Consider the following 14505-nt stretch of genomic DNA (forward strand, 5'->3'; position numbering starts at 1 on the left):
CCTACCAACGCGATGTATCAGGAACACCGCGTGTAATGGTTTTACGACTGCTTCGCAGCCGAACGGGGGCAAAGCCCCCTCGCCACATTAGCTCGCGCCCACAGGGATTGCAGCGGCTACTCGGTCAGCCGTCGCAGTTGCTCGACCACGTAGTCCTGTTGCTCGTCGCTGAGCAACGGAAACAGCGGCAGGCTGATCGCCTCGGCGTAATAACGTTCAGCTTCCGGGAAATCGCCTTCAGCGAAACCCAGGTCACGATAGTACGGCTGCAAATGCACCGGAATGTAGTGCAGATTCACCCCGATCCCGGCCGCTCGCAAGCCTTCGAACACCTGCCGATGGCTGATGCTGATGCGATCAAGCTGCAAGCGCACCACATACAGGTGCCACGCCGACTCGGCCTCGGGCTGAGCGCTCGGCAAAGTCAGCGGCAAGTACGCCAGCAAGCGGTCGTAGCGGGCCACCAGTTCACGTCGGCGTGCGATAAAGTCATCGAGCTTGTTCAGTTGCGACAGCCCGAGGGCCGCTTGCAAATCGGTGATGCGGTAATTGAAGCCCAGTTCCACTTGCTGGTAATACCACGGGCCGTGGCTGGGTTCGGTCATCTGCGCGGGATCGCGGGTCATCCCATGGCTGCGCAAGCGTTGCAGGCGCTCGGCCAAGTCCCGGCGATTGGTCAGCACCATGCCACCTTCGGCGCTGGTGATGATTTTCACCGGATGAAAGCTAAACACCGTCATCGCCGCGAAATCACCGCAGCCCACCGGCCGGCCGGCATAGGACGCGCCGACCGCGTGAGAGGCATCTTCAATGATCGTGAAACCGTAGCGCTCGGCCAGTTCGGCGAGCATGCGCATGTCGCAACTCTGCCCGGCGAAGGCCACCGCCACCAACACTTTGGGCAGCGTGCCGTTGTCTTCCGCCGCTTCCAGCTTGGCCTTCAGCGCGTAGGCATCGAGGTTCCAGGTCAGCGGATCGATGTCGACGAAGTCCACCTCGGCGCCGCAGTAACGACCGCAATTGGCCGAGGCCAAAAAGGTGTTCGGCGTGGTCCACAACCGATCGCCCGGCCCGAGCCCTGCGGCCAGGCAAGCGATGTGCAGCGCCGCCGTGGCGTTACACACCGCCACTGCGAAATCAGCCTGGCAACGTTCGACCATGGCCTGTTCGAAACGCTCGATGGTCGGCCCCTGAGTCAGCCAGTCAGACTGCAACACGGCAACCACCGCATCGATGTCGACCTGATCGACGCTCTGCCGACCATAGGGAATCATGCCGACAGCTCCGCGTGTAGATCAGCGATCTGGCCAACCGAGAGGAAATGCGGGTTGGTGTCGGAGCGGTACTCGAAGTCTTCGCTGACCGGCCTGCCCTGCTCGCCCAACTTGTCCACGGCAAAATCCACGTCGACGCTGGTAAAGCGGATCGACGGCTGGATGGTGTAGTGATCGGCGAATTCCAGGGTCATGCGCGCATCGTCCAGCGGCACCATCAGTTCATGGAGCTTTTCCCCCGGACGAATCCCGACCGTTTTGTGCGGCAAGTGCTCGGCCATGCCCAGCGCCAGATCGACGATGCGAATCGACGGGATCTTCGGTACGAACACTTCACCGCCGTGCATCCGGGCAAAACTGTCGAGCACGAACTGCACACCGTGATCGAGGGTGATCCAGAAGCGCGTCATGCGTTCATCGGTGATCGGCAGTTCGGTCGCGCCTTCGTTGATCAACTTGCTGAAGAACGGCACCACCGAGCCTCGCGAACCGGCGACGTTGCCGTAGCGCACCACGGCAAAGCGGGTTTGTTGTTCACCGGCAATGTTGTTGGCGGCCACGAACAGTTTGTCCGACAGCAACTTGGTCGCGCCGTACAAGTTAATCGGGCTGGCCGCCTTATCGGTGGACAGCGCGACGACTTGCTTGACGCCATTGTCGATGGCGGCAGCGATGATGTTTTCCGCGCCGTTGACGTTGGTCCGAATGCATTCGGTCGGGTTGTATTCGGCGGCCGGCACTTGTTTGAGGGCCGCGGCATGCACCACGTAATCGATGCCGCGCATGGCCTGGCGCAAACGCTCGGCATCGCGCACATCACCCAGGAAGTAGCGCATGCACGGTGCGTTGAACGTCTGCTGCATCTCGTACTGTTTGAGCTCATCGCGGGAGAACACTACCACCCGCTTGGGCTGGTACTGCTCCAGCAAACGACGGATGAAATTGCGCCCGAACGAACCGGTGCCGCCGGAGATGAAAATCGATTTACCGTTGAACATGCCGTGAATCCTTTTGCCTGTCAGCCAGGTTTATGCGAGCAGCTGCGCCCAGTTGATCGGGGTACTTTCACCCAAGGCGAACCCTTTGCCGGTCAAGGCAAGGTTAGCGTTGTAGGCCCGGTCCTGAGCGAAGGCAGCGGCCCATTTTTCGCGCAGCGCATCGAGGGCTTGTGGTGCCTGCGACACTACGCCTGGATGAATGACCTGGACCAGCGGCGTCCACACGGTGAGGTAACCGGCTTGCCCTGCCTTGAGGCAAAGATCGACATCGCTCAAGCCTTCGGCAAATGCCACGTCGTCCAGGCCACCCAGGGCGTCGAACAGTTCTTTGCGAACCATCAGGCACACCTTCGACACTGCCGAGTAGTTCTGCTCCAGCACCAACCGTTGCAGGTAGCTGTGGCTGGCGTCATAGCGATCGCCGACAAAAGCCGAACCGACGCCGCCATTCATCCCCAGAATCAGACCGGCTTGCGTGACCTTGCCTTCACGATCAACCAGCTTGGCGCCAACGATGCCCACTTCAGGACGCTGGGCATGGTTGAGCAGCGACTCGATCCAGTTCGGATTGACCACTTCGCCGCTCGCGGCCAGCAGCACCAGGTATTCGCCATGCGCTTGCTGACTGGCGGCGTTGTACAACGCCACGTTGCTCAGCGGCTGGTCGGCGTGCAGGACACGCACCTTGGCATGCTGGTAAACGCCGAGCCAATCGTTGATCTCGGCCGACTGATTCGGGTTAACCGCGATCAGCACTTCGTAGCGGGTGTAGCGGGTACGCAGCAATACGCCTTGCAGACACTGTTGCAGCAGGGCCAGGTCGTCACCGGCCGGGATGATGATCGAGACCAGTGGACGCTCGGTATGGCGGTAGTCGATCTGATAAGTGCCCGGCGTTGCCGAGGTGATTTTGGCCTTGTAGCCACGGTTACCCAGATGACGCATCAGCGCCAGTCGCTCGTGGGCATTTTCTTCCAGCGCCGGTGCCTGGGTGATCAGCAGTGGCTCGTCCAGATGGGCCAGGCCATTCAGGCCACCCTCCTCGATGATGCGCAGCAGCAGGTCGAACTCCAGGGCCTTGCTGAAATCGGGCTGATAACCACCGGCCTCGATCAACACGTCTCGACGGATCAGCCAGTGCCGCGCCATCAAGGCCGGGAGGCTTTGCAGCAGGTCAAGGTTGAAGCCGGGATGGAATACATCCACCAGCGCGCCGTGGTCGTTGCGCTGGATTTCATCGGTGGCCACGGCGCGGCAGTCGGCGGCAGACAACAGTTCCAGACTGGCACGCAACAAGCCGCCGGCGGTGAACTCGTCACCGGCCTCGGCCAGCAACAGCCAGTCGCACGGCGACTGACGGGCACTCTGGTTCAGTTTGTCGACAAAATTGCTCGGCGTGACCCGGACAAAGTGCAAGGTGTTTTGCGCCGTGGTCGCCGCCGGTGCTTCGCCGGTGGTGAAGACCACGACTTTGAACGCCTTGCTGTGACCTTCGAGCAAGCTGTCGAGGGTGATCTGCAATTTGTCGACGTTGTTATCCAGGTCCAGCAAGAGAATGCCGAACTGCGGGCCACCGTCATTGGCTGCCAGGTGCCGGGCAATCGACTCGGCCTGTTCAATGTCCGGCTGACGGTTTTCCAGCCATTTGAGCAGGCGACCCGAGCGCATGCGGTCGAACGTCGAGTGATGATCCTCGACCGACAATGCATCAAGGCGTGCGCTCCACTCCTGCATCGACTGAGCTTCTTCGTCCTCGCCCAGCACCTCCAGTTGCGCCGCCAGACGCTTGACCACCGTGCGGTTGAACGCGTTGGCGTCGTAGGCCTGCCACAAACGGTCGACCACACTTTCCGGCGTATCGTTGTTGCGCGGGCTCAGCAAGTGTTCCTGGCGAGTCCACACGCCTTCAAGCACTTCGAGCTGAAGACGACCGGCCGGCATGCCGTGAAGCATGAATTCGAATTGCGTCAACTGATCGAAAAATGCCTGATTGTAGAATGGCATTTCAACGTACTGCTGTGGTCCGAAACGACGATCAGGCGCCTTCAGGGCATTGTTCCAGATGGACTGGAAAATGAGCTCTGCCGTCAGCGCACGGCCGGTTTGCAAGCTGTCGATCATGGCATCGAAACTTTCCATGACGAACGCTTTGCCCTGCGCCGGATCGAGACCCTGGATACCGGTTGGCAACGAGGCCAGGAACTCGGCGAAGTCATTACGCTCGGTCACCGATTTGGCATCGGTGTAAGTCAGCGAGTGATACACCTCGGTGTTGTGTTCGGAGTTGCCATAGTTGATCTCACGCACCACATACGCAGTCGGCAGGATTCGCGCCTTGGCGCACGCCAGCATGTAATACACGTGGCCGATTTCCTGCCACTGGAAACTGGTGCCCGGCGGCAACAGCGCATACCAGGATTTCATCAGCGCGGTACGGGTCACCGCATAGAACGGCGGCAGGTACTGACGCATGTAGTCGACCACGCGATCCTGTGGCCGCTCGGACGAATAGTCCTCGCAGACCTTCTTGTCGCGACGGTAGTAGCTGACGCTGCCGCCGAGGGTCAGGTACATCAGGCAATAGCCGTGGCACATGCCGTAGTCGCGGTTTTCTTCGAGGAAGTCCACCGACTCCATCAGCGCTTCATGCACGATGAAATCATCGTCGGCGGCCAGCACCATGTAAGGCGTGGTGACTTGCTCCACGCCATAGGCCAGCTTCGCCTGGAAGCCACTGTAGGCAAATTGCGGCACGTGCCGGTAATCGACTTCAGGGATTTCGCCCTTGAAGTGCTCGGTAGCGGAGTCGAGCACCAGGACTTTGCAAGGCAAGGCACCGTAAAACTTCATCGCCCTGCGCAAAAAAGCCGGACGGTTGTGAGAAATCAACACCACCGTCAGCAGCTCATTGAGTGGCAACGTGTGCTCAGAAACGGACTTGCCTTGCATAACTTCTCCCCACAACCGGCGAAACGCCTGATTAACGCTTAATGATGGTGCCGAATTAACGAACGCGACGCAGGTAGCCGTCCGGTGCAACGGTGAGCAGCAGTTTGTTTTGCATCTGCTGGTCGATTTCGAAGTTCTGGTTCTCTTCCAGGTACTTCCACACGGCGGTTTTCGGGTTGTCGCCTGGGCCCCATGGACGGTCCGGGAAGAAGTCGGCCGGCATGTCTTCAACCACGGTGTCCATCACCACGCAGTAGCTGTCGACCGACACCAGTGGTGCGTAGAGGCGCAGTTCTTCCAGTACGTGATCGTGGGTGTGGTTGGAATCGAGCACCAGAATGACTTTCTTGCCTTCGGCCGCAGCACGAACCTGAGAGGCGATCGCCGGATCGATGCTCGAACCTTCGATCATCTTGATGCGCTTGCTCATCGGGTGGCTTTCGATGGCTTCGCGGTTGTGCGGGCGGATGTCCAGGTCGATGCCCAGTACTTCGCCGTGGCCTTGCAGTTCCAGCAGGGACGCGTAGTAGATGATCGAGCCGCCGTGGGCGATGCCGCATTCGATCACCAGGTCTGGCTTGACCTGCCAGATGATCTCTTGCATCGCCATCATGTCTTGCGGCAACTGGATGATCGGGCGGCCCATCCACGAGAAGTGGTAGCTGTACTTGTGCTTGGCCGATTCGTTGAAGAAATCCCGGGCCAGACCGGTCAGTTTCTGGTCATCGCCCTGACGCGCGATTTCTGCCTGGCACTCGGCTTCGAAGGCTTTATTGATGGTGTTGTCGGTCATGTTAAAAGTCTCAATAGTCACTGGAACGAAGCGCTGTCGACGGCGTGATAGACGTAGCGTCCACCGGTCATCCGCTTGATTTCTTCGAGGTAATTGGAGTTCATCACAAACAGGTTGGCGCCTTCGGGCAACGCATCCATGGCCTCTTGCGGCGAGGACACCCGCACGCCACTCAGAGGCAGATAACGCCCCTGCTTGGCCGGGTTGATGTCTACCACGCGATCCACCGCTACCCCGGCGCGTTGCAGGAACAGCGAATAGATCACGCCTTTGGACGACGCGCCCCAGATCGCCGAGCCCTGCTCTGGATTCGCCTGAATAATCTGCACCGCACGTTCAAGGCTGCTGGTGAAGTTCTGTGGCAGTTCCAGGCGTGGTACCGGTTGTTCCGGGCTCAGGCGCAAGGTCGACAGGTCGGCGACGATGTACAGGTATTGGCCACCGAACAGGTGACCGGCCTCATGCACGGTGCCGAACATCCGGCGCAGGTCATCGAGGCGGAAATAATTGACGTGCTCGTAGAACAGGTCGAACCAGGCGCGGTGTTCCAGAATCCAGTCGAAGCACGGCACTTCGATGTAGATCTGCCCGCCCTGATTGGCGTTGGCCATTTCGGTGAGAAAGCTCACCGGGTCCTGAATATGCTCCAGCACATGGCGCAGCACGATGGCGTCCGCCGCCAGGCCCAGGCCGCGAGTGAACGGGGCCTTGATCACATCGGCATTGCTGCCTTCGTAGGCCGGGTCGATGCCGGTGATGGCATAGCCCAGACCTTTCAGAAGTTCCAGGAAGTAACCTTTGCCACAGCCGACTTCGATCAGCTCCTGGCCCTTGAAGTGGCGGGCAATGATCCCTTCCACATCGCTCAGGTGCTGCTGGAACTGACCGGAATGGGCCTGCTCGTTCTGGTAATCGGCGTCGTAGCTGAGCTTGTCGGCATCGAAGGCCTGGTTGAAGATCAACCCGCTCTGCTCGTCCTGCACCAGCACCATGTCGGCACTGGCGGAGGCCCGCGCCGATTCCGGGTCGGCGAAGGTGCGGTTTTGCAGCACCGGCAGGTCAGCGACCCGATACAACTCATGCTTCATGATTGCCTCCCAGCAGCTGTTGCAAACGGTCCGCCACGCCCCAGAACGCCATCGGTTCGTGGGTCGGATATGGGTAATGGCCAAGGTTCAAACCGATGGAAGCGCCGCGTTCGCGCAATCGCTGTTCCACCAGTGTCCTGACCGATATCGGCTGGCCGCTGGAACAATTGACCAGCCCATCGAAATCCCGCTGTTGCAGGATCGCTGCCAGGTACCCGGCGGCGGTGTCGATGGCCAGGTAATCGCGCAGCTGTTCGCCGGCCGACATGTTGAACGTGTCGTCTCCGGCATCGATCGCCCGGTCCAGCGCCGCCAGCAAACTGTTGGGGTTCTGGCCCTCGCCATGCAGGTAAAACAGCCGCGCCCATTGCAGAGTGAACGGCTGAAGCCGCTGCAAATTTTCCAGGAACAGTCGCAGGGTATTTTTCGCCAACCCGTATGGATTGCTCGGCTGCGGCGACGTCTGCTCAGTGAGCGGACCGCTTTGCATGCCATATTCGAAGCATGTGCCGGTGACCAGCACCTGCGACACGCCCGCCTCGACCGCACCCTTGATGAACCGGTAGTCGGCCATCAGGTTGTGCTCGAAATGGAACAGCGCCTGATAATTCGGCAAACCGGGCCACGCCAGATGCGCCAAGGCGTCGACGCCAGCGGTCATCGCTGCGATGTCCAGGTCAGCGGCGTGAATATCCGCCGCGATGAACTCCACGTCATTGATCCACGGCAACGTCGCAGCGGTCTCGGCATTGCGCGCCACGGCGCGGACTTCGCAGCCACGGGCGAGCAACGCGGCAACCAGATGCCGGCAGACAAACCCGGTCGCTCCGGTGACCAGCACCTTCACAGGACGGTCAACTCGGGCACGGCGATCACGAAGCGGCCATCCCACTCGCGAACCTGAGCCAGTTGCTGACTGACTTCGTGCAACAGGTTCCACGGCAGGACCAGCACGTAATCCGGCTTTTCGAGGTCGATCTGCGCCGGCGAGACAATCGGAATGCGGCTGCCCGGCAAATACTTGCCCTGCTTGTGTGGGTTGGCATCGGCGACCCAGGCCAACAGGTCTGGCTTGACCCCGGCGTAGTTGAGCAAGGTGTTGCCCTTGGCGGCGGCGCCGTAACCGACCACGCGTTTGCCGTCGGCCTTGGCCTGCAACAGGAAGCGCAGCAGTTCGTGCTTGATGCGTTCGGCGGCCGACGCCAGGGTCGCGTAGTACTCGGGGGTTTTCACGCCTGCGGTCAGTTCGGCTTGCAACTGTTGCTGAACGGCTGGCTGTATGTCGCGACGCTCGCCATCGGCACGCTGAACGAACACCCGCAGCGAACCTCCGTGGGTCGACAACTGACTGACATCGAACACTTCCAGGCCATTGCGCGCGCACAACGTCTGCACAGCGGTCAGGGACAGGTAGGAATAGTGCTCGTGATACAGCGTGTCGAACTGCTGGCCGGCCATCAGCGTCAGCAGTTGCGGAAACTCGAAGGTCGCCACGCCTGTCGGTTTGAGCAGGGTCGCAAAACCGCCGAGGAAATCATTGATGTCCGGGACGTGGGCCAGCACATTATTGGCGGCCATCAGGTCGGCGGACCAGCCGTCACTGACCAGTTGCAACGCAGTCTCGCGACCGAAGAACAGTTCACGAATCTCCAGGCCTTTTTCCCGGGCCGCTTGCGCGGTGCTGCGGGTTGGCTCGACGCCCAGGCAAGGAATGCCGCGCCCGGCGACGTACTGCAACAGGTAACCGTCATTGGCGGCGATTTCCACCACACGGCTGTCGGCTGTCAGGCCGAAGCGCTCGACCATCTCGGCCACATAGCGCTCGGCATGGGCCAGCCAGGTGCTGGAGAACGAACTGAAGTAGGCGTACTCGGCGTCGAACAGGCTGTCGGCGCTGGTGTAGTCCTCGGTCTGCACCAGCCAGCACCGCTGACACACCGCCACTTTCAACGGCACCCACTGCTCGGCTTGTTCTAGCTGATCAGCGCGCACGTAAGCGTTGGACGGCGGCGAGGTGCCGAGGTCGATCAGCGGCAAGGCCAGCGGCGTAGCGCAACCACGGCAGTTCATAGACGCACTCCAGCGAAGTGTTCGTCGAGCAAGGGATGGCTGGCGTCCCGGGCTGACAGATTATTGACAGGCAACGGCCAGGCAATCGCCAGCCGTGGATCGTTCACCGACAAACCACCTTCATGCGCAGGCGCGTAATCGGCGCTGTGCAGGTAGAGCAACTCGGCGTCATCGGTGAGGGTCTGGAAACCGTGGGCGAACCCGGCCGGGATCAGCAAGCTGCGCCCGTCGCCGGCCCGCAGGTGTTCGGCGTGCCAGTGCAGGAACGTCTCGGAGTCGGGGCGCAAATCCACCGCTACATCCCAGACTTCACCGCGCAGGCAAGTGATCAACTTGGCTTCCGGCGCATCGGCGTTTTGATAATGCAAACCGCGCACACTGCCGCGTGCACGGGTGCAGGAATGGTTGATCTGGCGAATATGAAACGCCTGGCCGAACGCGCTCAGGCTGCCTTCGCAGAACAGCCGGGCGAAGTGCCCGCGATCGTCTTCGAAGCGTTTGTGCTGCACGCTGAACAAGCCGTTCAGCGGCAACGCTGTTACTAAAAACTCGCTCACAGCGCGCCTCGGTACAGGTTCAATTGACCGAGGGTGACGGCGCGCATATCGGCGCCGTTTTGCCACGCCAAGTGCCAGTCGAGGGTCTGGGTCAGGCATTGCTGCAACGACCAGCGCGGCTGCCAGCCGAGCAATTGACGGGCGCGGCTGCTGTCCAGACGCAACAGACCGGCCTCATGCAACTCGCTCGGCTCGATGCGCAAACCACGGGCTTGCGGCCAGCGGCTGGCGAGCAGTTCGACCACTTCACCGACGCTGCACATGTCGGCTTCGCTCGGGCCGAAGTTCCATGCCCCGGCGTATTCCGGGCCTTGTTCGTAGAGGCCCGCAGCCAGTTGCAGATAGCCGGCCAGCGGCTCCAGCGCGTGCTGCCAAGGGCGCACGGCTTGCGGGTAACGCAGGGTCACTGGCTCGTCTGCCGACCAGGCCTTGAGCACGTCCGGGATCAGACGTTCCGGAGCAAAGTCGCCACCGCCCAGCACGTTGCCGGCGCGGGCCGTGGCCAAGGCCAGGCCATGTTCGTCATGCTTGGCGGCCGGGAAGAACGAGGCGGCGTAAGACTGCGCCAGCAATTCGCAGCAGGCCTTGCTGCTGCTGTAAGGGTCGTGGCCACCTAAGGCTTCGTCTTCGCGGTACGGCCACAGCCATTCCTTGTTGGCGTAGACCTTGTCGGTGGTCACCAGCACACAGGCACGGACGCAGCCAACCTGACGGATCGCTTCCAGCAGATTCAGGGTGCCCATGACGTTGCTGGAGTAGGTGCCCAGCGGATCGCGATAACCTTCACGCACCAGCGGTTGCGCCGCCAGGTGGAGGACGATCTCCGGCTCGGTGTCGGCGATGACTTCAAGCAAGGCGCCCAGGTCACGCAGGTCGCCGCGCTGATCGTTGATGCCTTCGTGCACCCGCGCCAGTTCAAACAGGCTCGGCTCGGTGGACGGATCAAGCGCGAACCCGCTGACTTCAGCGCCCAGGCTTTGCAGCCACAACGTCAGCCAACTGCCCTTGAAACCGGTGTGCCCGGTGACCAGAACCCGCTTGCCGCGCCAGAATTCCGGACTCAGTCCCATTGTTTCCATGGGGCCTCCCCGCTCAGCCACAGTGCTTCGAGGTGATTCTTGTCACGCAGGGTGTCCATCGGATGCCAGAAGCCGTCGTGCTGATAGGCCTGCAATTGCTCTTCGCTAGCCAATGCCGCCAAGGGCTCGGACTCCCAGGAAGTCTGGTCGTCAGCGATGTATGGCAGCACCTTGGGCGACAGCACAAAGAAGCCGCCATTGATCCAGCCGCCATCACCGCGCGGTTTCTCAACGAAGCCTTTGACGCTGTCACCGTCGCGCTCCAGGGCGCCGTAGCGTCCCGGTGGTTGCACCGCAGTCACGGTAGCGAGCTTGCCGTGGGCCAGGTGAAAGTCCACCAGCGCGCCGATGTTGAGGTCTGAAACACCATCGCCATAGGTAAAGCAGAAGGCTTGTTCGCCCTCCAGATAACGCGCGGCGCGGCGCAAGCGGCCACCGGTCATGGTGTCTTCGCCGGTGTCGATCAACGTGACGCGCCACGGCTCGCTGTAGTTCTGGTGAACGTCCATGCGGTTGTTGCACATGTCGAAGGTGACGTCGGAGGTGTGCAGGAAGTAGTTGGCGAAGAAGTCCTTGATCGCATAGCCCTTGTAGCCCAGGCAGATCACGAAATCATGAATTCCGTGCGCGGAGTACTGCTTCATGATGTGCCAGAGAATTGGCTTGCCGCCGATCTCGATCATCGGCTTGGGCTTGAGGTGCGACTCTTCACTGATGCGCGTGCCCAGGCCACCCGCCAAAATAACTGCCTTCATCCTCTTCCCCTCTTGTTCGTCACAGGGCTCAGCCAAGCTGTATCAAGCTTTTGCAGGCCTTCTGGATAAAACGCTCTACGCCGCTGTGTGCACTGCCCGCTACGCTGCAAGTGCTCGTTTTATGGCGATATGAAGGGGTCTTGCAGGAAACGCGCCAGCTCCACGAGTCCAAGGACTGCGCAGGTACAAGGCAAACCCATGACAAGAAACAGCCTGGCACTCAGGCCAAAACGAAAAAGGGGAACCCGGATCAGTCACGACCGGATTCCCCCCTTGTAACGGCTCAAATACCTACAACAGCACGAAGCATTGAAGGTGAATGGCCGAGGATGTTAGCCAAACATACTGAACGCATCCGCGCTAACCGGCAGGATGTCTCCATTGGCAGCCTTGAAACTTTCGATGGTGTTGGCGCCTGCGTACCAATCCTGCAGTTTCACCCCGTGGTCGGGCACCACGGCCTGCTTATCAAAGCGACTGTAGAGATAAAGATCATCGCCAACCCGCATGAGATTCAAGTCGGCGGCGGAAGCGACGTTGTTCAGTATCAGTGTGTCATTGGTGAAAATACCCTGGCCGTCATCACGGATCGTTACCAGATTGCTGGTGTTGACGGTATAGGTGTCGTCGCCCTCTCCGCCGTTGGCGAAACCACCGGCGTTCAAGAACAACTGATCATTGCTCTCACCGCCCAGTAACACGTAATTACTGCCCGTGCCCGTCAAGACATCTTCGCCTCCACCGCCATCGGCCGTACCGCTGGCCACCGTGATGGTGTCATTGCCACCTTCGCCATAGGCGAAGCTGCCCCGATCATCGACGGCGGTGACAATAACGTCGTCCCCCTCGCCGCCATACAACAGGTCAGCTTGAGGAACACTGCCGGTATCGACCTCAGTGGTGCGCCCGTTCGATGGTCCCAACCCGCCGTAGAGGTGATCGGCGCCCCAACTACCGTAAAGCACGTCATCCCCCAGACCACCCTCAAAGTAGTCGTCGCCGATATTGCCTGTGAGCGTGTCGTTGAAATGACTGCCCCGCACGATTTCAATGCCCTGATATTGGTCCCCCATGGCGATCCCGGAACTGTCCCACGCAAACGGATTGATGGTGACGCCGACGCTGCTGTCGCCATAACTCACAACATCGATGCCATCACCACCAATGAAGACATCCGCGCCATCGCCGCCGAACAGCAAGTCGTTGCCGGCACCGCCGGTAATGGTGTTGTACGTGTCATTGCCATAACCGATGAAATCACCGGTGCCGGTGTACGTCAGCTTCTCGACGAACGGGTCCAGGGTGACCACCGACAGACTGGTACGCACCTCATCGTTGCCACCGTTGTCCAACTCGATGATTGTCACACCCTCGGCACTGACGTTAAAAACGTCATCGCCCTGGCCGCCTTCGAAAGTCACGCCACCGACGCTGCTGCTGAAGGTGTCGGCGCCATACGTACCGATGACTTTTTCCACATTGGTCAACGTGTCGCCTTCAGCATCAGCACCACTGCCCGGCTTACCGACACCTTCGCGGATGTCGATGTTCACCGCACCATTGGACCAGGAATAGTCCACGGTATCGAAGCCGTCCCCGCCGTCGAAACCGATCGGCAGGTCATTGGCCCAGAAATGGTCATCGTAGTTCGAGCCACGGATAAGCTCGATACCGGAGTAGCTATCGCCCAGCGCTACGCCCGTGCTCCGCTGGCCGGTCATCAGGTCAACGGTTACACCTTCAGTGCTGTCGGCATAGCTCGCAGTGTCCAGGCCGGCACCACCGATCAAATGGTCCGCACCCTCGCCACCGATCAACACATCGTTGCCGGCGCCACCGGTGATGGTGTTATTGCCAGCATTGCCGTAACCGGTGAACGAGGCTTTCCCGGTGTAAGTCAGCGCTTCGATGTTGGCGTCCAGGGTGTAGGAAGCCAGGCTGGTGCGGATCTCGTCGTTGCCCACAGGGATGTTGAGCTCGGAGATCGTGATACCGCGAGTGTTGATAACGTAGACGTCATCCCAGATGGTGCCAACGACGTGCTCGATGTTTTTCAGCGTAACGCCTTCGGCATCGCCGCCAATGCCAGGCTTGCCCATGCCGTTGCGGATATCGAGGGTGATGCCCTGTTCCGACATCGAGTAATCCACCGTGTCAAAACCATCGGCACCGTCCAGGGACTTGAAGCCCCCTACGTTCATAAACACGTCGTCGTGGTTCGAGCCACGGATCGCTTCGATATCGGTATAGGTATCGCCGACCGCGATGCCGGAAGTGTTGGAACCGTACTTGAGATCGAAAGTCAGGCCCTCAGTGCTGTCGGTGTAGCTCGCCGTGTCCCAACCTGCGCCGCCGATCAGATGGTCGGCACCGCCGCCGCCCAGCAGCACATCATTACCGGCACCGCCAGTGATCACATTCCCGCTGGCATTGCCGTAACCGGTGAACTTGCCGGTCCCGGTATAGCTCAGGCGTTCGATGTTTTCGTCCAGCTTGTAGTGGCTCAGGCTGGTAAGAACCTGGTCGTCATAGCCGCCCGCCCAACCGTCCTGTTCAATGATTTTGCTGCCCACGGCATTGATGATGTACGTGTCGTTGCCCCATCCGCCTTCAAAGGTCCGGCCAGCCAGCGAAGTGGTAAAGGTGTCATCGAATTCGCTGCCGATGACTTTCTCGATGCTTTTCAGCGTATCGCCTTCGGCATCGCCACCAATCCCTGGTTTGCTCACGCCACTACGAAGGTCAACGCTTATCGCGGCCGAGGAAAGGGAGTAATCCACCGTATCGAAGCCCGCGCCGCCGTCGAACTTGTCCGCGCCGGCGCTGCTCATCAAAACATCATTGCCGCGCAAGCCATTGATTTCGTCATCCTCACGGGTACCCGTCAGCGTATCCATGCCGTTTGTTCCGTTAATAACTGCCATGTCTTCTTCCTTGCCTTG

11 protein-coding genes are annotated in these 14505 nt (G+C 60.2%); all 11 read right to left on the reverse strand.

Translation table 11 applies throughout. The features are described from left to right. Nucleotides 1–116: 116 nt before the first annotated feature. The 11 genes from pseC to AC1MEW_RS29110 all read right to left on the reverse strand — a co-directional run bounded on the left by pseC (nt 117) and on the right by AC1MEW_RS29110 (nt 14487). Nucleotides 117–1274: a UDP-4-amino-4,6-dideoxy-N-acetyl-beta-L-altrosamine transaminase gene (gene pseC / locus AC1MEW_RS29060; RefSeq protein WP_201201744.1), complete on the reverse strand. Its 1158-nt coding sequence runs from the start codon at nt 1272–1274 to the stop codon at nt 117–119. Continuing rightward, nucleotides 1271–2272: a UDP-N-acetylglucosamine 4,6-dehydratase (inverting) gene (gene pseB / locus AC1MEW_RS29065; protein WP_201201737.1), complete on the reverse strand. Its 1002-nt coding sequence runs from the start codon at nt 2270–2272 to the stop codon at nt 1271–1273. The genes pseC and pseB overlap by 4 nt, the downstream gene beginning before the upstream one ends. A gap of 30 nt (nt 2273–2302) precedes the next feature. After that, nucleotides 2303–5221: a TIGR00180 family glycosyltransferase gene (locus AC1MEW_RS29070; RefSeq protein WP_480424496.1), complete on the reverse strand. Its 2919-nt coding sequence runs from the start codon at nt 5219–5221 to the stop codon at nt 2303–2305. A 55-nt stretch (nt 5222–5276) separates the two neighbouring features. After that, the gene (locus AC1MEW_RS29075) at nt 5277–6014 is read right to left on the reverse strand and encodes a cephalosporin hydroxylase family protein (RefSeq protein WP_480424498.1); all 738 of its coding nucleotides are present in this window, start codon (nt 6012–6014) and stop codon (nt 5277–5279) included. Between the two features lie 17 nt (nt 6015–6031). Next, nucleotides 6032–7102: a class I SAM-dependent methyltransferase gene (locus AC1MEW_RS29080; RefSeq protein ID WP_201201725.1), complete on the reverse strand. Its 1071-nt coding sequence runs from the start codon at nt 7100–7102 to the stop codon at nt 6032–6034. Next, complete coding sequence (locus AC1MEW_RS29085) at nt 7092–7949, reverse strand: NAD-dependent epimerase/dehydratase family protein (RefSeq protein WP_480424499.1); 858 nt, start codon at nt 7947–7949, stop codon at nt 7092–7094. The genes AC1MEW_RS29080 and AC1MEW_RS29085 overlap by 11 nt, the downstream gene beginning before the upstream one ends. After that, a complete protein-coding gene (locus AC1MEW_RS29090; protein WP_480424501.1) occupies nt 7946–9172 on the reverse strand; it encodes a methyltransferase domain-containing protein in 1227 nt (408 codons plus the stop codon). The genes AC1MEW_RS29085 and AC1MEW_RS29090 overlap by 4 nt, the downstream gene beginning before the upstream one ends. Next, the gene (locus AC1MEW_RS29095; protein WP_201201720.1) at nt 9169–9729 is read right to left on the reverse strand and encodes a dTDP-4-dehydrorhamnose 3,5-epimerase family protein; all 561 of its coding nucleotides are present in this window, start codon (nt 9727–9729) and stop codon (nt 9169–9171) included. Before AC1MEW_RS29095 ends, AC1MEW_RS29090 begins: the two co-directional genes overlap by 4 nt. Continuing rightward, nucleotides 9726–10808 (reverse strand): CDP-glucose 4,6-dehydratase, encoded by a 1083-nt coding sequence (rfbG, locus tag AC1MEW_RS29100; RefSeq protein ID WP_201201718.1) that lies wholly within the window; start codon nt 10806–10808, stop codon nt 9726–9728. The genes AC1MEW_RS29095 and rfbG overlap by 4 nt, the downstream gene beginning before the upstream one ends. After that, nucleotides 10790–11563, reverse strand: coding sequence for a glucose-1-phosphate cytidylyltransferase (gene rfbF / locus AC1MEW_RS29105; protein ID WP_322267745.1), 774 nt, complete (start codon nt 11561–11563; stop codon nt 10790–10792). Before rfbF ends, rfbG begins: the two co-directional genes overlap by 19 nt. Nucleotides 11564–11895: 332 nt before the next feature. After that, entirely contained in the window at nt 11896–14487 is a 2592-nt protein-coding gene (locus tag AC1MEW_RS29110; protein ID WP_323570178.1) for a beta strand repeat-containing protein, read from the reverse strand. Nucleotides 14488–14505 lie beyond the last annotated feature (18 nt).

Source organism: Pseudomonas sp. ASL4 (assembly GCF_056680395.1).